Raw genomic sequence first — 20,493 nt, 5'->3', positions numbered from 1 at the left:
GTTGTTATGGCTTTAAAAATATGGCCCATTTATTCATCAGAATCAGATTGATTCATGATTAGACAAAAAAAGCATCACCTTTCGGCGATGCTTCAGAAACTTCATCAATACGATTTGACTAAGTTCCTCTTTTTTTCTTATACTTAGTTGATTTCCATGATAAATTTCTTGTTACCGGTAATGAACTTACCATTATTTAGAACAAATGTTGTTCTTAGTTTGGTTTTAACAATCTTCTTAACCTTGAGCTTAGTTGCATATTTGTAATGATGAACCTTACCGGAAAAACTCTTACTCTTGTATGAATTAATTCCAGTCTTTGAGATTACCTTTACATGATGCTTAGCTAATGATTGATAGTAAAGTGGTTGAACATACTTAGAACTTGCGGTAATGTAACCCGTCCTTTTATAGTTCTTAGTATGCTTGTTCATATCAACGACCTTATAGCGAGCAACCCCATTAGCATTCTTAGTTTTAGAGATTACTTTGAATTCAGGTCGTTTAGTCCGACTTTGCTTCTTATAAGTTACAATTCGAGTTGAGCTATCGAACTTGGTTCCCTTATAAAGACGAACTTTTTTAGTTGCGTACAACATCGTTCCCTTTTTGTAACCTTTGTCTTTTGATACAGTATTGTTATCCACACTACTGCTAGACTGATTCCCATTAGCATCTGAACTTGAACTATTAATTGCAGATGAAGATGAAGAAGTTACCTGTGATGAGTCAATCTGTGAACTACTACTGCTAGTTGATCCACTAGGTACCGTCGACCCGTTACCTGTACCACTAGTTGATTGTTCAATTGAACTGCCTGGCTTAGCAATTTCTAATTGTCCATTACCAGTACCAACCTTAACATCGATGGTTTTATCTGTATCATCCTGCTTAAATTCACTAACCTTTTTACCGTTCCAGAGGACGTTATATTGAGTACCAGTAGCGGTTGGTAAAGTGATTTTCAATTGTAACGTATGATCTTTTCTCGTAACATTTTCAACATCGAACCGGATTGCAGAATTATCTTTGTTAGTAACAGCCTTTGTATAACGGTCTCCTGCAAATTCGTAGGCGGTTTGAGAGTCAATCAAATTAAGTTTTTGTCTCATTCCATCTTCTGGTGTGATTTCGTAAGTCTTATCAGTACTATTAACGTTAGCACCGTAACCAACAGTTCCAAAAATTGGGTCAGTTGCGACATCAGCGGAAAGAACTTGAAGGGCTCCAAATAGTGCCAAGTCCCCTTCACCAGATGTTTGTCTCCAACCATTATGAAGAGAGCCAGCTCCGGTCTTAGCAACTGAGTTTTGGTTTGGTTGTGCCCAGTTGCCTAACTCAGCCTGATAAGTCCATGAAACAGCACCATTGTTTTCTTGATCAGAATCAATTTGACCAGTGTTAATTTGAGTTAAGTTACCCAACTTAGCTGCGTAATTTGAACGTTGAGCAATTCCTCTTTGATCAGCGGTTAAACCATTATCTTGAGAAACTAGCCAATTGTTCATTGCTGTATCTGCAAGTGATGTCGTGTACTGGAATTGCCACCAATTTTCACCATCAATCGTTACAGGAACGCCATATTGATACCACAATGGTTGAACACCACGATCCGCTCTTGTTTTCATATCTACCATGGCCATAAGTCGCTTGTCATTATACATATTACCAAGCATGTATACAGATTCCTCACCAGTATTATCGTAGTTCATTTCTGAACCAAATGGATATTTCTGGGAAGTATAAGTGGTGTACTTTTGCTTCATCCAATTTTCGACATTACCTGCCTGCTCAGTCATCCCTTCCGATTTCAGAGCAGAAATAAATTGAGGAACTGTTGATTCGCCCATCAAACCATCATCTTTATATCTAATTCCGCTATTAGTGTAGCAAGCTTTGAAGATATTGTAGGCCATCTTCAAATAAGCATCGGCTGCATTTTTAACATCTTTATCTTTGGCAACTGGGTATGAGCTAACATCATACTTAATCAAATCTGGATTCTGTTTAGCAATTTTATACATCTCATAGAACGTATTATAAATGTGAATATATGAGTATGAACGCCAAGTGTACGAAAGATTATCGTTCTTTTCACGTAACCAATCTGGAACACCATAGTCACTATGATGATTTTTCATCAAGTTATCCCAAATTCCAGTGTGTAAGTACTTATCAAGGGCTTGAACTTGGTCCTTATTAGGAATTTTTGTGTTCATATCCGCAAGGAAGAGACCGTGAGTCAAGCCCCAATCATCACCCCAGCCACCGTAAGCGGTGGTGAAGTCATTTACAGTTGCTTTTTTATCCATCGACCAGTCATCAAAAATTTGGTCGTTGAATTTACCTGAATTTTGAATTTGAGTTTTCAATAGAAATTGGGCGTGTTTTTCTAACGATTTTTCAGGATTTTGTAAAACATCGTACTGTAACGTTGTCTTTTTTGCTTGACCGTTCAATTCATAATTCACAATAATATTGTTACGACCTTCGGCCTTAAACGCAATATCGTAAATGTAGTAATTTTCACCATCTTTAGTAACTGTCTTTTTATAAGTGGCAGTTCCTAATTCATCTGATAATCCATCAGCACTAATTTTGTTTTGATCAGAACTCTTTTGCTTAGAAACTTCATCATTGTGCTGATTTTGGAAACTAAAGCTGATTTTATCCTTTGGCACCTTAGTATGAAGATACATTTGACCCTTTGCAATTCCAGTTGAGTCCTTGGTCAAAACCATACTTGGAACTGAAACCGCATCAACTAATCCCTCATCGTACAACGCTTTCTTCAAGTTAGTTTCATATTTAGTACTTGTCATATCACCTGAAACAGCTGTTGAGTTGCTATTCGTTTGATGAGTTGTTTGCTTATTAGATTGCAAGTCAGACGCGCTAAAGTTGAAAGCGTATGTCTTACTCTCGCCAGGATTCAACACCGTTGCGGTACTTGGTAAATAGCCTCGATTACCAGTTGGGCTGATTGCCTCTGAGTTAACATAGAACACATTTAAGCCATTATCCCAGCCAGTAGTACCAGCCACATTAGCACCAAACCTTGGCATGCTCCATTGCTTTTCATCCGTAGTCTTAGTACCATCATCTTCCCAGTGATCCTGGTATTCTAACTTTGCATCCGTTGATTGATCAGGAGTGAAAGTCAAAAAATTCCCAATTCCACTTGGTCTGGTTGTATAAATGTACGATGAGTTTTGGCCAACAAAGCTGTGGAAAATAACTGAGTTTTCATAAGCCATATCAAGCTGTGACTTACCATTTGTTGGTTTGTAATGCCAGTACTCTCTAAATGGCATTGGTAATCCAAAGTCCCCGACCGTCAACTTATCCTTAGTATTATTTTTTAGTGTAATGCCCCAGTGAAGATGACCACTGGCGTCTAAAGTATAGGTTTCTGTCACTACCATGTTTTTAATTCCATCACCAGTAGTACTACTAGAATTGGGTGTGTACGTAACCACAACAGAATTATTATTTACACTCAGTTTTCTAACTGATACTGGCGATTGAGATGTATATTCTTTCGTCCAAGGCATCGTTGAGTTAGCGTCGCCCTTTTTAGTCCTGAACATCAATTCACCCATCCATTGATGAGCAGCATTATTTTGTTTAGGGTTATCCTTGTAGTTCATAACATAGTTAGTATCAAATGCATCGTTGGCTAAGTACAAACCATCGATTTCACCAGAGCCACCAATTTCAACCTTAAACTTGTCATTGTTGAGGATATAACCATCATTGTTCTTGGTAACAGTAGCATTCTTATCAACTTCTATCCCGTTGAGAGACTGTTTACCACTATTATTTACACTAGCGCTTGCTGTCGCTTGTTGCGATTCTGAGCTTGCACTAACCATAGCGGCTGGCATCGCAGTCAAGCATAGAATCGTCGTTGCAAGTACTGTCGCACAACCACCAATTACCTTGTATCTTCTTTTCATTTCTACCTACTCCTTGCCTTTTCCCCTAAAAAAAGTAAACAATCGCCAAGTTGCTACTGCTTTTTAAAAGCACTCCTCCTAAGCCAACTTATGAAATCGTTTTCAATAAAGATGATATCAATCTACTCGTCTAAATAGAATCAAATAAGTGAGGTATTTTTTATAAAATGAAACCGTTTTCTATGACGAACAGGTATTTTTTTGGACAAAAAGAGGGCCAAATTTTCCCGTCAGAATGGCAAAATTCAGGCCCTTTATGTTACTTTTTATAACTACCATTAAAATATTATAAATAGTTACCAATACTCCGACAGCGTACTCAACGGTCCATTTACCAATAGTGTAAAGAACGTATTAAAGATTTCATCACTATCTAGTTCAGGATGGTCAATGATATATTCCACTGTTGCGGTATCAGCCGCACTTATAAACTCAATTGCTAAATCAAGATTAAGGGTATTTTCAGCATTAACCGTATGATTGAGACCAGTTCTAATTCGTTCAGCCAAGTGATCTTTAAACTTCGTCTTAAATCGCTGATCACCATTATCGCTAAATAACCGAGCCAACATCTCCGAATTATCCTTAACGATAACAAAAAGTGACCGTAAGTAGTCTCTTAAATTCGCTTTCATTTGTGAATCTGGGATATTTCGATTAATAAATCCTCGGGGAATCTGCTCCAACACCTGTAAAAATCTATCTTCAATTTTATCAAGCAAATCATACTTATCTAAAAAGTGGCGGTAAAACGTCCCTCGATTGACACCCGCTTTTGTCGAAATATCTCTAACCGAAATCTCTTCGAATGACTTCTCAGCCAACGTATCTAGAAATGCCTTAATTATTTTATTGTTAGTCTCTTCGTTTTTCTTATCGTACCCCATGATTTCTCCTTTTTGAAAATGTAACACTTTGATTCATTTTGACTATCGCTTTAACTCCGTGAGCAGAGTATATTCTTTTGTGGAGATAAGTGCAACACAGTGTTCAATATTCAGGAGGTATTCAAAATGTTTAAAAATAAATTTTTCTGGTTAGCAATTATTGCTTCATTAATTTTGACTCTAGTAATGGTATCGGTTCAGATTCCAATCGCTAAGTCAAAGCCACGGGATATTCCCGTTGCCATAGTCAACGAAGATACAGGCAAGTTAGGATCAAAGGTTGTCCAACAAATCCAGGTTGCCTCAAACAAATCAAGTAAGTCTGATCAAGTTCTTAACTGGAAGCAACTCGATAGTAAAAGAGACGTAAAGGCTGCTATGAACAAGCAACACTACTACGGAACTATCGTTATTCCAAAGAATTTTTCAAAGAAGATTTCAACATTAGTTTCGAACCCCAAAGCTACATCAGCCACAGTTCAAGTCCTAATCAATAAACAAAAGAACAGTACCCTTGCCACCTCAGTTCAAACCATTCTGACTACCATCGTTACTAAAATAGGTGGTGGAATGCGAAGCCAAATCGTCGGTAAGTTGACCGCTGCTCATGCTCAATTACCAGCAGCTACCATTAACAAACTAGCAAATCCAATTATCCCAAAGGTTACTGTCACCCATTCTTATTCAAAATTAGCTTCTGCCAGTTCAGTATTCTTTCAACCAATCTGGCTTACCAGCCTAGTATCAAGCTTAATGTTGTACTTTGCGGTAAATGACAGAAAGTCGTGGCGGTCAAGAAAACACATCATTGGTCTTAAATCGGCACAAGTTGTTGGGGCAGCCATCATTGCCCTCTTGATTGGCTCACTGACTACCGGGTACGTAACCTGGATCTTGGGATATAACTTCAGCGATCCTATTCAAATCGCCAGTTTCCTATCAATCGCTTCATTCGCATTCATCATGCTCTTCTCAGGATTCATATCATGGTTCGGTTTTCCTGCCATAATCATATTTGTCCTATTACTGTTCTTCTCAATTCCACTAATGACACTAGCACCACAACTACTTCCTCACTTCTACCAAGACTACGTTCTTCCTTGGTTGCCAATGAAGTTCCTGTACGACGGAACTAGAAGTATGCTCTACTACCATTCAGGTCTCTGGAACTCAGCCACTACTCATTTACTGATTGTGATGGTCACCGGAGCTGTACTCTTCTTCCTTGAAACATTCTCACCAAAGAAAAACCGTCAGCTAAAAGCTTAAGTAGTATCTAAATAAAAAAAGCATGGGACATAACTAGGTAAATCGAAAAAAGTAGCGATAATTTCATTTTCTTGAAATTTATCGTTATTTTTTTGCTTTCATCCAAATTATTGATACACGCAGTAGCCATCAGGACTGAGGCCCATTATTCATGACCCTCAGTTACTGTTGGCCTTCCGGGGGTGAGACGACGAAAGCATCTTCGTATGCTTTCTGTCTCACCGCCTTTTATTTCCAACTAATTCCAAATAGTCAAATTTGTTTACGCCATTTACTAATTTCTCAATTGCTTGTACAATTAAACAATCAACGTCGTAAAGGATTGTGACTAATGAAAGTTAAAGAAATTACCCTTACCGCCCTAATGACGGCCGTTATTATCGTCCTTGGGTTAGTACCTGGAATTCCCCTCGGATTCATTCCCGTTCCCATCGTGCTTCAAAACCTAGGAATCGTCCTCGCTGGTGAATTGTTTGGACCTAAGATTGGGACCCTTTCCGTCTGGCTGTTCATGTTACTTGTTACCATCGGTTTTCCATTCCTATCAGGTGGGACTGGCGGGATTGCGGTCTTCGTTGGGCCAACTGCCGGTTACTTAATAGCGTGGTTATTCACTCCCGCTCTAGTTGGATTATCTCTAAAACTAGGACAAGCAACAACCAAATGGTGGTCAGAATGGCTAATCGTTTGGATTGCCGGGGTTCTAGTCATGAATCTGTTTGGAATTGTCTGGCTTAGTGTCACTAACCACATTCCACTGACTACCGCTTTAATTTCAGGGCTAGCATTCATTCCCGGTGATACGATCAAATCAGGGATTGCGGTAATTTTGGCAAGAAGACTTAGAAAGCATAATCATTTAGTGGTTTAAATAGACAAAGAAGCTGGAACATAAATAATCATATCGAAAAAATGCAGTGATAATTTCATTTTCATGAAAATTATCATTGCATTTTTGCTTTTATCCAAATCCTTGCTATACGCAGTATCCATCAGGACTGAGACCCATTATTCATGGTTCTCAGTTACTGTTGGTCTTGCGGGGGTGGGACGACGAAAGCATCTTCGTATGCTTTCTGTCCCACCGCCTTTTTACATTACAACGTACGATTTAATTGTCTTTCTGTCATCCATATCTTTATATGCTTGGTCTATTTCTGAAAGTGAATAGGTCTTAGTAAATACCTTACCTGGGTTGATTTCACCATCAAGGACTGCTTTCAACAACTCCCGTTTGTCATACGTAGTTACTGAAGCTGGTCCACCGGCTACCTGAAGGTTCCGGTAAAACAATCCGGTCATATCTTGGCTAGCAGTATGAGGTAACCCCACTCGACCAACGACCGAACCAGGACGGCCAACTTGTAAAGCCGTGTCAGTCGATTGTTCAGTTCCAACACATTCAAGCACGGCGTCAGCTCCTTGACCATTAGTAAGGTCCATGATTTCCTTGATGGCATCATCACCACGGCTTGCAACGTTATCAGTCGCTCCAAACTCCTCAGCGAGAGCTCGTCTGTCCTCATGCCGACTCGTTGAAATAATCTTCTTGGCACCCTTCATTTTAGCTGCAATGATTGCACACAAACCAACGGCACCATCACCCATAACGACAACTGTGTCACCCTTGGAAACATTAGCAACTTGAGCAGCGTGGTAGCCAGTGGCCATAACATCAGCCAAAGTTAATAATGACTTCAACATTGGTTCGCTGTAATCCTCGGGTTTGCCTGGAACTTTAACTAATGCCCATTGACCGTGCTGGAATCGAACGTACTCTGCTTGAACTCCCGCACTGAAGTTATCTTGATGGTTAAGACATGAACCGTCAAATCCTGCCAAACAAGCGGCACAGTGACCACATCCATGAGTAAACGGCGCAATTACAAAATCTCCTGGTTGGACAGTAGTCACATCACTACCAACACTTTCAACAATGGCAAGAGCCTCGTGACCGGAATTTTCTTCCCCTGGTTTGACTTCATTAATTCCCCGGTAATTCCAGAGATCTGAACCACAGACACAGGTCCGCACGATTTTAAGAATTACGTCCCCTGGTTGTTGGATGGTTGGAATTTCGGTATCTTTAATTTCCATTTCACCTGGTTTGGCAAATACGGCTTCTTTCATAGTTAATTCCTCCTCAAATAATTTGATTACACTTATCATGGTAACGCTTAGAGTGGACTAGAGGTCAATAAAAGAATTATGAAATTCAGTTATCTCCTGGCTATTAATTTGAAAGTATTCTACCGTTTAGTGGGAAATGCTGTTACTATGTAAGTAACATGTTATCTAAAAAGTAACACGTAATTACTTTAAATAAAGAGGTCATCTATTATGAAATATGGAATCACCAGAGCTACCGGTCACTTTGGTACTTTTGCAACTAATTATTTAGCCACAAAGGTAGACCCCAGCGACATTATCGCTATCGTTCGCGACCCTAAAAAAGCAGAGAACAAATTACCAGCTGGTATTGGAATTCATCAATCTACATATGAAAACATTGCCGATTTAACTAACGCATTCGAAGGAATCGACAAGCTTCTATTTATTTCATCCGTACCCGGTGGCAAAATTGCCCGCCAAAATCAACATCATAATGTAATCGAAGCCGCTAAACAAGCCGGAGTTAAATTCATCGCCTATACTAGTTTTCCTCAAGCAGAAAATGCTAATACCCCACTCGCAGCCGATCATGTCGCAACGGAAAAAATGTTAGCCGACAGTGGTATCGCTCATTCTAACCTGAGAAATAATTGGTACTTAGAAAACGAAACTAGCTTTCTGGTTGCTGGAAGCAAGGCTCAAACAATCAACTACTCTGCAAAGGACGGCAAGGCTGGCTGGGCACTGGAACGAGAGTACGCTGAAGCTGCAATTAACGTTTTGCTGAAGGATGCTCCCAAGCCCATCTATGAATTTGCTGGTAATTCTAGAAACTACCCTGAATTATTTACTGGAATTAAGGCAGCCTTTGGAACCGACTTTAAGGTAAATCAAGTAACCGATGATGAATATAAACAGGGCCTCATCAATGCTGGGATTGATGAAGGAACTGCTGGATTTATCACAATGACTCAAACATTGATTCGTGAAGGGAATTTGGATGAAAATACAAACGACTTAACCGATATCCTTGGCCATGATCTCACTCCACTTCCCAACGCTATTAGGGAAGTTCTTTCAGAGTAAGGAGTGGTCTATTTTGAAATACTCGCACAAACTAAGTGATGCCGTCCACATACTGGCATTTATTGAGATCAACCAAGGCGGAAACCTTTCCAGTCAAACAATTGCAAGTAGTATCGAATCTAATCCTAGCTTGATTAGAAGAATGATGTCTGAATTATCTCAAGCAGGTCTAATTACCACTCAAGCTGGAAAAAGTTCACCCAAATTAAGCAGAAGTGCTAAAGACATCTCTCTTTTAGACATTTATCAAATTATCGAGGGGAGTACGCCTATCCTACACGTAGATGATGCTACGAATCCTGACTGCGTCATTGGCGCAAACATTCAAGATACCCTTACCAAGGCATATGAACAAGTCCAGAATGCCGCTAATAATGAAATGCACAAGATTAGTTTGCAGAGCATTATTGACGGCATCCTCCTCAGAAGTTCACAATCAAACTAGATATTGTCAGCGTTCCGCCCGTCGTTTCAGCAATAGTAATGGTAAAATGGTAGTTAAGAATACGAACTTACTTTTAGATATTGGGGGAGTTTCAATGAAAAAAGCAATGTTGTCATTTTTAGCTGGAGCGGTAATGTTCGCTGCAGGATCACTGTCAGTGGCGGCTCAGTCAAAAACCACCGTTAGCCTTGTTTTCAACCCAACAAACAGTGGCGAGTTGACAGACTACGTTTACGATACCGTTGATCCAGCGTCAGCGAACTATCATCAGTATTTGTCAGGGGACGAGTTTGCCAACAAATTTGGAGCAACGTCAACAACAATCAGTTCATTCAAAAATTACTTTAAGAAGTACAAAGTGAGTGCCACCCCGCTGAGTGGTAACCTAGTCATGAAGATTCGTGGATCAAAGACCAATCTTAATAAGGCTTTCAAGGCAAAACTGGTCAAGAAAACTAACCGTGTTGACACTAACCTACCAAAGTCAATGGCTAGCAAAGTTCAAAGCGTGATTGGGCTCACTTCCACCAAGAGCAGTCATAAAAATTTATTTAGTTCTGATGTTGATACTAGTTCTGAAAAGCCCAATCTGAGTTTTTCACCAACTAGGTTCTCCGATAAATACGGAGCTAACAAGTTTGCCAAGGCTTACCAATTAGATAAGGTCTACAATCAAGGGGCAACAGGAGCTAATCAGAATATTGGAATCATCATGACCAACGCTTCGTTCAAGAATAGTGATGTGCAAAAGTTCTGGCTTCAAAGTGGCGTTAATGCTGATACTTCTCGAATCAAACGCGTATATGCGGACGACTCCCAGAAGAAGGCCGACACAATTCTTGATCAGGGGACTGGGCCTCAAACCGAAGCGACCCTTGACGTCGACCAAGCTGGAGCGGTTGCGCCAGACGCGAAGGTGACAGCCTACATTGCTAACTCGGTTGATGACAATACGTTTGGCTCAGAATTATTCTTCGGTGCGTTTGCCCGAGCTATTGCCGATAATGATGCCAAACAACTCAGTACCAGTTTTGCCCCAAACATCGACATTACTTCAAAGTGGTTCTCAGGAACTAGTGAAACTTTGAACCAGTATAACGACGCTCTTAATTTGATTTTCCAACAAGCAGCAGCCCAAGGCCAAACCATCTATGCAGCTAGTGGTGACTTTGGCCCTTGGCAAAAACCAATGAAACAGCAGAACCACTTACTTGCCGTTTCGCCATACCTAACCTCAGTTGGGGGAACGACCCTGCCATACCAAAAACTGATAAACGGAAAGCTGGTAACTGTATCTAAGGAACGGGCATGGAGTGGCCTAGCTGCCATCAGCAAACAAGGCGAAAAAGCGGGTGCATTTCCTGGCGGTGGCGGTGGTTTTTCAAACCTCGACCCTACTCCGCGGTTTCAAGTTGGCGTGCCAGGCGTAAACACCTTCAGAGCCCTCGACTACATTAAGTATTCAAAGGGACGAATGGTTCTTAACAAAAATCCTCACATCATATTTGGAACTGGGTCAGGTCGGAACCTACCTGATATTTCCGGGAACGCTGATAAGCAGACCGGTTACGCCGTTTACGTATCAGGAACTAACCTTTCAGTAAGTAAGGGTAAATTAAAAAAGACCCCCGTTAAAGAATGGATGGTCTCAGGTGGAACTAGTTTTACAGCTCCCCAAATGGCCGGAGCAAACGCCGTCTTGAATAGTGGGTTAAAACAAAACGTCGGTTTCTTGAATCCCCAAATTTATCGAATGGCCCAATCGACCGATTCACCAATGAATGTGCTGGATGATGCGGACAATAATGACAACCTGTACTACACCGGTCAGCCAGGTAAGTTGTACAACCAGGCGACTGGATTAGGAACTGTTAACTACCAAAAACTGTATCAGCAGTTGGGGGAGAGTAAATAAGGATTCCCTTAAAAATGCTTCATTGAACGTAAAATAAAAAGCGATGATAATTTCATTTTTTGAAATTGTCACCGCTTTTTTGATATAAACAATCTAATTCTTAAACGAATGAATCGGTGCCGGCACATGACCACCACGATGGATCATCTTCGCCGGACTATTTGTATTCACCGGCATTACTGGAGCCTTTCCAAATATCCCACCAAAATCCACGTAGTCACCTACCGTTTGGCCGATTGCTGGAATCACCCGGACCGCAGTCGTCTTATTATTGATTACGCCAATTGCTGCTTCATCAGCAATCATCCCACTCAGCGTTTCAGCTGACGTATCGCCAGGAACGGCAATCATGTCCAAGCCGACAGAACAAACTGCGGTCATTGCTTCTAGTTTTTCGATATTCAAATTACTGCTTTCAACTGCCCGAATCATCTCTGCATCTTCAGACACCGGAATGAATGCCCCTGACAAACCACCAACCCGTTCGCAGGCCATAACGCCACCCTTTTTAACGGCGTCATTAAGCATTGCCAATGCAGCAGTATTTCCTGGTGCACCAACACTTTCCAAACCAATCTCTTCCAAGATTTCGGCAACTGAATCGCCTTCATATGGAGTTGGAGCTAGTGATAGATCAACAATTCCAAACGGAACGTTCAAAGCCTTCGCAGCCACGTTTCCAACCAATTGACCCATTCGAGTTACCTTGAACGCAGTCTTTTTGATTGTTTCAGAAACAACGTCCATTGATGCGCCAGGAATCTTTTCCAATGCCCGTTTCACAACTCCTGGGCCACTAATACCAACATTGATTACCTTATCAGCTTCACCAACGCCGTGGAAAGCACCTGCCATAAATGGGTTGTCCTCAACGGCGTTTGCAAAGACTACCAAACTCATACAGCTAGCAACGTCAATCTCAGCTAAGTCCTTAACTACTTTACCTATCTGCTGAACGGCATCCATATTGATTCAAGAACGAGTTGAACCAACATTAACTGAACTACATACCCGACTGGTCTCACTCAAAGCTTCCGGGATTGAAGCAATCAGCTTTTCATCCCCAATTTGGTACCCCTTCTGCACTAAGGCCGAAAAACCGCCAATTAGGTCAACGCCAACAGTTTCTGCAGCTTTTTCCATCGTCTTTGCGTATTCGACGTAGTTATCATCATGACATGCGGCCGCAATCATTGAGATTGGGGTTACGGAAAGTCGTTTATTCACAATTGGAATTCCGTATTCTGACTCAATCTGGTCAGCCACCTTAACCAAGTCCTGAGCAGACGTAGTTAGTTTGTCATAAATCTTCTGACGAGCCTTGGCCCCATCACTGTCAATACAATCAAATAAAGAGATTCCCATCGTAATCGTCCGAATATCAAGTCGTTCTTCAGAAATCATATGAATGGTATCGATAATTTGTTTTGATTCCAAACCGGCACCCCCTATAATTTCTGAATTGCGTCAAACAATTCTTCGCGTTGGATATTGATTGTTAATCCAGTTTCATCAGCAACTTCCTTCAATCCAGCTTTCACTTGTTCAAACGAGGTTGTGGTTTCGTCCCACTCACCGTTAAGCATCATGGTGAAATCACCATGCATCAGAGTTTGTGACATATCGATAATATTTACTTGTAGATCTGCTAGTTTTTGAGAAACCTTGGCAATAATGCCAACTTGGTCATGACCGATTACGGTAACAATTGCTTTCATAATAATCCTTTCACGATTCGTATTTTATTAAGTGTTGGTATGATTTTACACTAAAGCAAGCAAATGAGCAATTAAAGCCAAACTTTATTAACAAATATAATTTTATTGTCCGTGTTTTATATAAAAACTTTACTCTGCGATATACTTAGCTATGCAAGGAGGAAAATTACAATGACAAATACTCAGTTTCAAATCAGTCGGCCCAACTCGCTCAACCAAGTTCAAATGGATCAAATCATGACCATTTGGCTAGCGGGGAACCTCGACGGTCATTCGTTTATTGACCGCAATTATTGGATTAGCTCCATCACCGAGGTTCGTCACGCAATTCAGGAATCAGTCGTTTACACGGCCACTATTGACAGCCAAATCGTTGGCTTTCTGGGAATTGTTGATACTTACGCCGCTGGTCTATTTGTTGACCGTAAGTATCGTGATAATGGGATTGGGACTGCACTATTCAAGCGGGCAATTGCGGACTATAAAACGCTAACCCTCCACGTATACGAAAAAAATCCCAGGGCATTTGAATTGTACAAACGCCTGGGATTTAAAATAGTTAGCAAACAAATTGATGGCGAGACTGGTGAAGTGGGATATACAATGAAAATTTAGTTCTTAACTACCTAATTCATGATTGAAGAATTCATCTGAATCACCATTCTCCAAGATTCTCTCAATTGAAACCGAATCAATGATCATCTCCTGGCGATTTCCCTCAGCATTATACTTTTTAACGATTTGTTTTGCCTCTGAATCAGTTACATTTCTGGCAATCGTCACGTGAGGCCGGTACGGAATTTGTTTATTGAGAAATTTGGCAAACTCAGGTTCTTTATACAAAGCGTCGTGAAGATCAATAATCTCCTGCTTCACCAACAATACCTCGACCTCAACCGTCCTAGCGCTGGGAATTGTATACGCATCCCCCAACACCGCCTTCATTTGTCGAACCCGCTCGATTACTTTAGCCACGGCGTTACCAATTCGTTGGTCACTCATTTCACTTTCAAACGGAAACACTAATTGAACGTGGGGACGAATATGCTCTACCAAGTCATCATAGCGAGTTCGGTAATCACTTATCGTTTTTGAATCATCAAGCTTTGGAAACATCAAGACGGACCTTAATTGCATTTAATCACCCCACACCTTAAATTTTAGTTTCATTCTACACTTTCCCCCTTAAAGTTCAACGTTGAGGTTGGTATAATCAACCTATGCTAAATACATAACTATGAAAGGCTACTTTAATGAAAACAATAAAAAGCATTATGAGTTACGTTATCCCAATCGTGGTAGCGGTAGCTCTTGTCCTTGTCATCAACAATTTCGTCATGACACCCATTCGGGTCGATGGTAATTCCATGCAACCAAATTTGGAAAATCAACAACTGGGGGTTGCCGTCAAACCCACAGCCATCAATCATAATTCTGTCATTATTTTTGACGCTAACGGTGAAGATCCCAGCGTTCACAAACATACCGATTACGTGAAACGGGTGATTGGGTTGCCTGGAGATACAGTTGAGAGTAAAAATGGTAACATTTATGTGAACCATAAAAAGATTTATCAAGGCTACATCGGCAAATACCAACGAACTACCGGAACCGGCAATTGGACCCTCCACTCCCTTTCTAAATCGTGGCCCCGTGATAACGGAGTGACGGTCGTGCCAAAGGGTAAGTACTTTGTCCTAGGTGACCACCGTTCAATTTCAATGGACGGACGTTATTGGGGCTTTGTTCCTAAGAACAAAATTGTCGGTGTAATGAAGGTGTTGCCATTTAGCAAAAACGCAACGTTAGTCAACGCATCTAAGCAATAATTAATCATTGGGGGAGATATTACAATGAAAAAAACAACTGGTATTTTTATCGGTGCTTTAGCAATGGCATTATTTGCCATTCCAGCTAAGCCTGCTCACGCGGGTGACTTTCACCGGATTAAGAGTAGCTTTATCACCAACACTGCGAAACCAAACCAATACTATCGGTACAATCAGAATACCCAGGCTGGTCCCTTCAAAGGTAAAAAAATCATTCTACCAAAGGGAACCATTATCAGTGGTTTTCATTCCGGTGACAGTGCTAGCAAAACCCTTGACGCTCTACAAAATATGGGTCCAGATTTAAGTTACTACCTATTAAAAAAACAAGGTTTTGCCAAACCATGGCACCAGTTTAATACCTGGCAAACTTATATGAAGTCTCGCTACACCAGGGTTAAAACGCCAAGTTATATGGTTACCCCATATAACAATAACGTCTTTGTTACTGGTGGTCCTGCTCAATTCAAGGACAAGGCAATCAACGGTTCAAAAGCTAAGCTCAAGCAAAACGCCATCAAGTTTACCTCTGATGGATTTGCAGAATTCTATAAGTATAAGGGCAAACAATTGGTAGGCTACGATGGTAGATGGCTTTACCGTCAAAAACCAACTTCGTTTGCAAAAATCAGAAAAACCATTCGTAAGAACGGTAAGATTTACTTCTACTTCAGAAATAATCTGAAGGGTGTGAATGACAAGAAGGTTAGATCAACTGGTAATTACAGGTATCGGCTAACAATTCAAAACTTACACACGCCTTACGAATACGTTGGTAGAAGCACCCAAACTGCCAGCATGTATAAGTTTGGTGGGTATAGGTATTACACATTGCCAATTCCATATCAGAATAATGGAGATTAGTGAAATATCACAATAACAACCAAAAAATAGTGATAATTTCATTTTCTTAAACTTAAACCACCCGGTACGAGTTAGACATAAATCTAACTTTTACCGGGTGGTTTCATATACTTATTCATTTTTCGCCTCTTTGTTTCGTTTCATTTATAAAAATTTTAAAGTAAACTGGTTTCCCCTTATCTCAAATTATGTTGTGTAAAAATGTAATTACGTTATTACGTTATAATATAGTTACTTATAAAAGAGGTGTTTAACCATGGATTCAATAAAAAAGGTTATAAAAATCGGTAACTCTAATGGAGTCGTAATACCATCAAAAGTCTTAAAGGAATTGAATCTTTCAGAAGGAGATCGAGTTTCAATTTCCAAAAACAAGGATGGAATTCAAATCAAACCAACTCAGCAATTACCTGAAAACTTTGAAGCAATGTTAGCTGAAAGTATGAATAAATATAAAGATGCTCTAAATGCCTTGAAGGAAGGAGACCAAAATGGAGTACCTCACTGAGCAAGAAATAATGCCCATTAATACTGCTATTATCCTCGAAAGTGGCGAAACTCCGTTCATTCGAAACCCTAAAGGATTGAACTCACTAGTAACACTGCCAAAACAAGTTGTTTCAAAAAAAGAACTTTATCCAACCTTTCATCAAAAAGTTGGAATAGTTTTTATCAAAATTATAAAACTCCATATATTTGAAGATGGCAACAAGAGGACTGCAGTACTTGCCGCCGACCTTATGACTACAATGAACAACATGGTTTTAACTTTTACCAATAAAGAAATCGAGGAATTGGCATTATTTGTAGCAAAAACCGAGGATTCTTCCCTTAACCACGACTTGGTATTTGATAAATTTGCGAGCCATATTACTGAAAATAAAACTAATTAAGTAAGATAACTAAATATAGGTAATCAATAAAATTATGGAACATTACTAGATGTATATGAAGTGTAGCAAAAATTTGGATATGAGCAAAAAAAGCAATGATAATTTTCATTGCTTTTTTGACATGCCTAGGTACGTCCTGGCATCTTCGTTATCAGCACTCACCTTTCACTTATATAATCCAACAACTTATACATCACTTGCTTATTCTCACTCGGCACTTTCACTTGCAGAATATCAGCCGGCGTTTGATTCAGCAAACTTCCCTTCGTATAACTCCCATCATTCACCACCATCTCGCGAACATTGTCTGCTAGTGGTTCAAAATGGAATTGCAACCCGATTACGTGATGCCCCATCACAAATCCTTGGTTTTTTAGACAATCACTTGAGAATAGTAACTGTGCGTTCTCCGGAATCTCAAACGTTTCCTCATGCCAGTGCAATGCTGTAACTTCATCAGGTAAGTTCGGTATCACATCATTTTGAAGGTAAACTGGGGCCCAGCCAACTTCCTTGGGCCCCTTGGTAACTGGGTAGCCAAGGGTTTTGGTAATCTGCTGAGCGCCGAAACAAGCACCAAACATCGGCGTATCGCGAGACAGTAGTTCCTTGATCAATTCTCGTTCGTTTAGAATCCAGTCGTCATTATCGTTTGGACTCATTGGTCCGCCTAGAATTATTAGCATGTCGGTCTCATCAGCCGTTGGCAAGACACCATTGAACTGGGCAGGATGATACACATACATCTCATGACCATTGTCGTTTGACCAGCTTTGAATCGCCCCAGGGCCTTCATTTGGCGTGTGTTGCAAAACATTGATTCTCATGATGAAACCTCCACTTTCCATTTTCTATTCATAAATATACACCAGCCACCAAGAATCGCAACTGGATACTCCGTTCGTGAATCGGATTAACAATAATGGTATACTAACGGCAGAATTTTAAACCTAACAATCATATTTATCCAGCATGAAGGAGGCAATCTAATGCTGACAACCAGAATAATTACCCGAATCATATGCGGACTAGCTCTTGGTATCGGCTTTTATACTACCACCGATAGCGCAAGTGCCAAAACCAAGCCTGCCCAACTAGTGAAGGTAAAAACGTTTTCCCCCGCCACCAAGGTTAAGGCAACCAAAGGCCCAATGTACACTAACTATAAATTAACCAAGAAAAATCACAATCTGGCTAAGTACAAAAAGACTGTATTTACGACTGGTAAGACCGTCACAGTCAAACTGGCAAGTGGTAAGCACGCCATTTACAAGTACCTTAGGTCACAAAACGGCAAGGTAAAGGGTTATGTCGCTTCGAAGTACGTTAAGAAGGCTGATACCATCAAACGGGTGAAGTCGACTAAGTCCTCCAAGTCGAGCCTAAGCCACTTTTCACTAACCGAATATAGAAATGAATTTATAAAAGCATTAAACGCTGAACGAGCCAAGCGAAAGTTACCCCCCCCTAACCCAAGACGCTGAGTTTAACAAAATGGCCCAAAAACGTTCGCAACAAATCATTACCAACTTTTCCCATTACAACAAGGCAAATAGTGGTGCCAGCAACGGTAAGGGATTAGCATACCAACTTTTCAAGAAGTATGGCTATGACGGTTACCGCTCCGAGTGTATAGCAAAAGAAAGCTGGAACCTACCAAACTCAAACCAGATCAAGGGTGGCCGCTCAGAAAAGAGTATCGCCCTATCCAATCTGCACGAATACATTTACAACGATGCTAGCAGTAATTGGGGCCATCGTGATGCCCTCCTAAATTCCAAGTACAACGTGATTGGAGTGGGCGGAACATTGAAGAATGAGATGGTGTATACTACGGCTGAACTGGGAAAGAAGTAAATCCAATAATAAAACGCGTTCAGAGCATGAATAGGCATATCAAAAAGTCCAGCACAAAATTCAGTGCTGGACTTTTTCTTTTATCCCAACAATTCAGTTACCGTCTTTAATGAGTCATCAAAGTAGGCCTCATCACCTTTAATAACAGTTGGCACACTGACAATGTCATTCGCCTCTACTTCTGCAAGTGTTTTAGCCGCAACCGTTTCACGATCAGCAAATTGCTTAACGCCAAACTTATCAGCAAGGTATGCAGGAACATCTGCAAGATTCTGAGCGTCTAACTCATCTTGGTTTTCAAAGTCAGCCACGATAAACTTCCAAGCAGCCTTTGGATCGTCATAATCAACGTAACCGTTAGCCACGTTGCCGTTCGCAAGGTCTTCCTTATCCTTGTTCCAGAACTTCACGTGAATTTTTAGTTTGCCATCATCGATTGCAGCTTCCAAGTCATCCTTGTTGGCGTTAAACCAGTCACGGGTGTCTGGGCAGCCTAAGTTCAAAATCAAGGTCAGCTCTGTTTTTGCATCTTGATTGCCATAATTAAGCGTTGCGTCGTCTGAATAATCAAAGTTAAATTTTGTCACGGTTATCCCTATTCTTAGTTAATAGATTGTGGTCAATATAGTTTTAACAATAAGCCATCTAAGTTGATAATTCAACTACTAGTTTTAACCAATTATTAAATTTTCTCTCACAAACGGTTAATCAAGGAGTACAATCGAAGACAATAACACTATTAAAGAAGGTTGATACATATGAAGATTGAAGAAGGTTACATGCCATTCAGAGAGTATAAAACGTACTACCGAATTGTTGGTGAACCAAGTGATAAGGCACCGTTATTGTTAATTCATGGTGGTCCAGGGTCATCTCATAATTACTTTGAGATGATGGACGATTTCGCTGAAACTAGTGGTCGCCAATTGATTATGTATGACCAAGTTGGTTGTGGAAAGTCATCCCTCCCCGAAGACGAATCAGTTTACGTTAAAGAAACTTGGGCAGAAGAATTGATTGAATTACGGAAATATCTGCATCTTGACCACGTTCACATGCTCGGCCAGTCCTGGGGCGGAATGTTGGAAATGTACTACCTAACTCAATTTGACCCAGAAGGAATCAAGAGTGTCATGATTGACGGCTCACCTTCGTCCATCAAGCTCTGGGTGCAAGAACAGCACCGCCTAATTAAATACCTCAGTTACGAAGACCGCGAGGCCATTGCCGAGGCTGAGCGAACTGGTGACTTTACCGGCCCTCGTTACCTGGCAGCCAACTCCCGCTACATGGAAGCTTATTGTTGGGACGAGCCAAATGAAAATTCACCAGAACCAATGAGACGTGAGACTAATGGAAAACGGGCTAGTTTGATTGCGGAAGGTCCGAATGAATTTACCGAAAACGGAACCATCAGTGACTTTGACGTTACCGATGACCTTCATAAGGTTCACGTTCCAGTTCTGGTCACAAACGGAACTGATGACCTTTGTACACCATTGATTGCTAAGACGGTGTATGACAACATTCCAGGGGCCAAGTGGCACTTATTCGCCAATAGCCGGCATCTCGCTTTACTAGATCAACGTGAAGAATTTTTGAGTGTGTTGGAGAACTGGTTGTCGGAAAATGACTAGGTTCAAAAAAAGAGGCTGAATA

General features: G+C 40.7%; 20 protein-coding genes and 1 pseudogene. 13 read left to right on the top strand and 8 right to left on the bottom strand.

The genetic code is table 11. The features are described from left to right. Window positions 1–143: 143 nt before the first annotated feature. Window positions 144–3,959 (bottom strand): DUF5695 domain-containing protein, encoded by a 3,816-nt coding sequence (locus tag QOW94_RS07365; RefSeq protein ID WP_283679710.1) that lies wholly within the window; start codon window positions 3,957–3,959, stop codon window positions 144–146. A 296-nt stretch (window positions 3,960–4,255) separates the two neighbouring features. Continuing rightward, entirely contained in the window at window positions 4,256–4,846 is a 591-nt protein-coding gene (locus QOW94_RS07360) for a TetR/AcrR family transcriptional regulator (RefSeq protein WP_283679708.1), read from the bottom strand. A 126-nt stretch (window positions 4,847–4,972) separates the two neighbouring features. Here QOW94_RS07360 and QOW94_RS07355 point away from each other — a divergent pair, with 126 nt between their 5' ends. Both QOW94_RS07355 and QOW94_RS07350 read left to right on the top strand, forming a co-directional pair. Continuing rightward, window positions 4,973–6,115 (top strand): YhgE/Pip domain-containing protein, encoded by a 1,143-nt coding sequence (locus tag QOW94_RS07355; protein WP_283679706.1) that lies wholly within the window; start codon window positions 4,973–4,975, stop codon window positions 6,113–6,115. A gap of 331 nt (window positions 6,116–6,446) precedes the next feature. After that, window positions 6,447–6,986, top strand: a complete 540-nt coding sequence (locus QOW94_RS07350; RefSeq protein ID WP_283679705.1) for a biotin transporter BioY — start codon at window positions 6,447–6,449, stop codon at window positions 6,984–6,986. A gap of 221 nt (window positions 6,987–7,207) precedes the next feature. On the opposite strand, the gene QOW94_RS07345 is transcribed toward QOW94_RS07350, so the two are convergent. Next, a complete protein-coding gene (locus QOW94_RS07345) occupies window positions 7,208–8,245 on the bottom strand; it encodes a zinc-binding dehydrogenase (RefSeq protein ID WP_283679704.1) in 1,038 nt (345 codons plus the stop codon). A gap of 210 nt (window positions 8,246–8,455) precedes the next feature. Between QOW94_RS07345 and QOW94_RS07340 the strand changes: the two genes are divergently transcribed. The 3 genes from QOW94_RS07340 (at window position 8,456) to QOW94_RS07330 (ending at window position 11,673) form a co-directional block, all read left to right on the top strand. Continuing rightward, window positions 8,456–9,313, top strand: a complete 858-nt coding sequence (locus QOW94_RS07340) for an NAD(P)H-binding protein (protein WP_283679703.1) — start codon at window positions 8,456–8,458, stop codon at window positions 9,311–9,313. A 13-nt stretch (window positions 9,314–9,326) separates the two neighbouring features. After that, window positions 9,327–9,758, top strand: a complete 432-nt coding sequence (locus tag QOW94_RS07335) for an Rrf2 family transcriptional regulator (RefSeq protein WP_283679702.1) — start codon at window positions 9,327–9,329, stop codon at window positions 9,756–9,758. Window positions 9,759–9,852: 94 nt separating this feature from the next. Beyond that, window positions 9,853–11,673: a S53 family peptidase gene (locus QOW94_RS07330; RefSeq protein WP_283679701.1), complete on the top strand. Its 1,821-nt coding sequence runs from the start codon at window positions 9,853–9,855 to the stop codon at window positions 11,671–11,673. A gap of 93 nt (window positions 11,674–11,766) precedes the next feature. On the opposite strand, the pseudogene QOW94_RS07325 reads toward QOW94_RS07330, so the two are convergent. Continuing rightward, window positions 11,767–13,110, bottom strand: a pseudogene (locus tag QOW94_RS07325) (PFL family protein). An 11-nt stretch (window positions 13,111–13,121) separates the two neighbouring features. Further along, window positions 13,122–13,391 (bottom strand): ACT domain-containing protein, encoded by a 270-nt coding sequence (locus QOW94_RS07320; protein WP_283679700.1) that lies wholly within the window; start codon window positions 13,389–13,391, stop codon window positions 13,122–13,124. A gap of 171 nt (window positions 13,392–13,562) precedes the next feature. Between QOW94_RS07320 and QOW94_RS07315 the strand changes: the two genes are divergently transcribed. Then, window positions 13,563–14,006 (top strand): GNAT family N-acetyltransferase, encoded by a 444-nt coding sequence (locus tag QOW94_RS07315; protein WP_283679699.1) that lies wholly within the window; start codon window positions 13,563–13,565, stop codon window positions 14,004–14,006. A gap of 3 nt (window positions 14,007–14,009) precedes the next feature. Here QOW94_RS07315 and QOW94_RS07310 read toward each other — a convergent pair whose 3' ends face one another. After that, window positions 14,010–14,528, bottom strand: a complete 519-nt coding sequence (locus tag QOW94_RS07310; protein WP_283679698.1) for a 2'-5' RNA ligase family protein — start codon at window positions 14,526–14,528, stop codon at window positions 14,010–14,012. Between the two features lie 116 nt (window positions 14,529–14,644). Between QOW94_RS07310 and lepB the strand changes: the two genes are divergently transcribed. From lepB to QOW94_RS07290, 4 genes are all read left to right on the top strand, one after another. Next, complete coding sequence (gene lepB, locus QOW94_RS07305; protein ID WP_283679697.1) at window positions 14,645–15,220, top strand: signal peptidase I; 576 nt, start codon at window positions 14,645–14,647, stop codon at window positions 15,218–15,220. Between the two features lie 24 nt (window positions 15,221–15,244). Next, on the top strand, window positions 15,245–16,084 hold the full coding sequence (locus QOW94_RS07300; protein WP_283679696.1) for a hypothetical protein: 840 nt from the start codon (window positions 15,245–15,247) through the stop codon (window positions 16,082–16,084). A gap of 256 nt (window positions 16,085–16,340) precedes the next feature. Then, entirely contained in the window at window positions 16,341–16,592 is a 252-nt protein-coding gene (locus QOW94_RS07295; protein ID WP_283679695.1) for an AbrB/MazE/SpoVT family DNA-binding domain-containing protein, read from the top strand. After that, window positions 16,576–16,977, top strand: a complete 402-nt coding sequence (locus tag QOW94_RS07290; RefSeq protein WP_283679694.1) for a type II toxin-antitoxin system death-on-curing family toxin — start codon at window positions 16,576–16,578, stop codon at window positions 16,975–16,977. Before QOW94_RS07295 ends, QOW94_RS07290 begins: the two co-directional genes overlap by 17 nt. Window positions 16,978–17,135: 158 nt before the next feature. On the opposite strand, the gene QOW94_RS07285 is transcribed toward QOW94_RS07290, so the two are convergent. Then, window positions 17,136–17,804, bottom strand: a complete 669-nt coding sequence (locus tag QOW94_RS07285; RefSeq protein ID WP_283679693.1) for a type 1 glutamine amidotransferase — start codon at window positions 17,802–17,804, stop codon at window positions 17,136–17,138. Between the two features lie 162 nt (window positions 17,805–17,966). Between QOW94_RS07285 and QOW94_RS07280 the strand changes: the two genes are divergently transcribed. Next, window positions 17,967–18,461 carry a hypothetical protein gene (locus QOW94_RS07280; protein ID WP_283679692.1) on the top strand — a complete coding sequence of 165 codons (495 nt, stop codon included), beginning with the start codon at window positions 17,967–17,969 and terminating at the stop codon, window positions 18,459–18,461. Between the two features lie 10 nt (window positions 18,462–18,471). Further along, window positions 18,472–18,834, top strand: coding sequence for a hypothetical protein (locus QOW94_RS07275; RefSeq protein WP_283679691.1), 363 nt, complete (start codon window positions 18,472–18,474; stop codon window positions 18,832–18,834). An 80-nt stretch (window positions 18,835–18,914) separates the two neighbouring features. On the opposite strand, the gene QOW94_RS07270 is transcribed toward QOW94_RS07275, so the two are convergent. Continuing rightward, window positions 18,915–19,421, bottom strand: a complete 507-nt coding sequence (locus QOW94_RS07270; RefSeq protein ID WP_283679690.1) for a thioredoxin domain-containing protein — start codon at window positions 19,419–19,421, stop codon at window positions 18,915–18,917. A 171-nt stretch (window positions 19,422–19,592) separates the two neighbouring features. Here QOW94_RS07270 and pepI point away from each other — a divergent pair, with 171 nt between their 5' ends. Further along, a complete protein-coding gene (pepI, locus tag QOW94_RS07265; RefSeq protein WP_283679689.1) occupies window positions 19,593–20,471 on the top strand; it encodes a proline iminopeptidase in 879 nt (292 codons plus the stop codon). Window positions 20,472–20,493: the final 22 nt, after the last annotated feature.

It is taken from the genome of Lentilactobacillus sp. Marseille-Q4993, assembly GCF_951230165.1.
Classification (GTDB): domain Bacteria; phylum Bacillota; class Bacilli; order Lactobacillales; family Lactobacillaceae; genus Lentilactobacillus.
Note: the sequence above shows the minus strand (reverse complement) of the source record. Positions and strands in the feature narration are given on the sequence as shown.

Excerpts from the sequence above, each read along its gene's own strand:
- QOW94_RS07365 (WP_283679710.1), bottom strand. The coding sequence starts at position 3,959 with ATGAAAAGAAGATACAAGGTAATTGGTGGTTGTGCGACAGTACTTGCA.
- QOW94_RS07360 (WP_283679708.1), bottom strand. The coding sequence starts at position 4,846 with ATGGGGTACGATAAGAAAAACGAAGAGACTAACAATAAAATAATTAAG.
- QOW94_RS07355 (WP_283679706.1), top strand. The coding sequence starts at position 4,973 with ATGTTTAAAAATAAATTTTTCTGGTTAGCAATTATTGCTTCATTAATT.
- QOW94_RS07350 (WP_283679705.1), top strand. The coding sequence starts at position 6,447 with ATGAAAGTTAAAGAAATTACCCTTACCGCCCTAATGACGGCCGTTATT.
- QOW94_RS07345 (WP_283679704.1), bottom strand. The coding sequence starts at position 8,245 with ATGAAAGAAGCCGTATTTGCCAAACCAGGTGAAATGGAAATTAAAGAT.
- QOW94_RS07340 (WP_283679703.1), top strand. The coding sequence starts at position 8,456 with ATGAAATATGGAATCACCAGAGCTACCGGTCACTTTGGTACTTTTGCA.
- QOW94_RS07330 (WP_283679701.1), top strand. The coding sequence starts at position 9,853 with ATGAAAAAAGCAATGTTGTCATTTTTAGCTGGAGCGGTAATGTTCGCT.
- QOW94_RS07320 (WP_283679700.1), bottom strand. The coding sequence starts at position 13,391 with ATGAAAGCAATTGTTACCGTAATCGGTCATGACCAAGTTGGCATTATT.
- QOW94_RS07315 (WP_283679699.1), top strand. The coding sequence starts at position 13,563 with ATGACAAATACTCAGTTTCAAATCAGTCGGCCCAACTCGCTCAACCAA.
- QOW94_RS07310 (WP_283679698.1), bottom strand. The coding sequence starts at position 14,528 with ATGCAATTAAGGTCCGTCTTGATGTTTCCAAAGCTTGATGATTCAAAA.
- lepB (WP_283679697.1), top strand. The coding sequence starts at position 14,645 with ATGAAAACAATAAAAAGCATTATGAGTTACGTTATCCCAATCGTGGTA.
- QOW94_RS07300 (WP_283679696.1), top strand. The coding sequence starts at position 15,245 with ATGAAAAAAACAACTGGTATTTTTATCGGTGCTTTAGCAATGGCATTA.
- QOW94_RS07295 (WP_283679695.1), top strand. The coding sequence starts at position 16,341 with ATGGATTCAATAAAAAAGGTTATAAAAATCGGTAACTCTAATGGAGTC.
- QOW94_RS07290 (WP_283679694.1), top strand. The coding sequence starts at position 16,576 with ATGGAGTACCTCACTGAGCAAGAAATAATGCCCATTAATACTGCTATT.
- QOW94_RS07285 (WP_283679693.1), bottom strand. The coding sequence starts at position 17,804 with ATGAGAATCAATGTTTTGCAACACACGCCAAATGAAGGCCCTGGGGCG.
- QOW94_RS07280 (WP_283679692.1), top strand. The coding sequence starts at position 17,967 with ATGCTGACAACCAGAATAATTACCCGAATCATATGCGGACTAGCTCTT.
- QOW94_RS07275 (WP_283679691.1), top strand. The coding sequence starts at position 18,472 with ATGGCCCAAAAACGTTCGCAACAAATCATTACCAACTTTTCCCATTAC.
- pepI (WP_283679689.1), top strand. The coding sequence starts at position 19,593 with ATGAAGATTGAAGAAGGTTACATGCCATTCAGAGAGTATAAAACGTAC.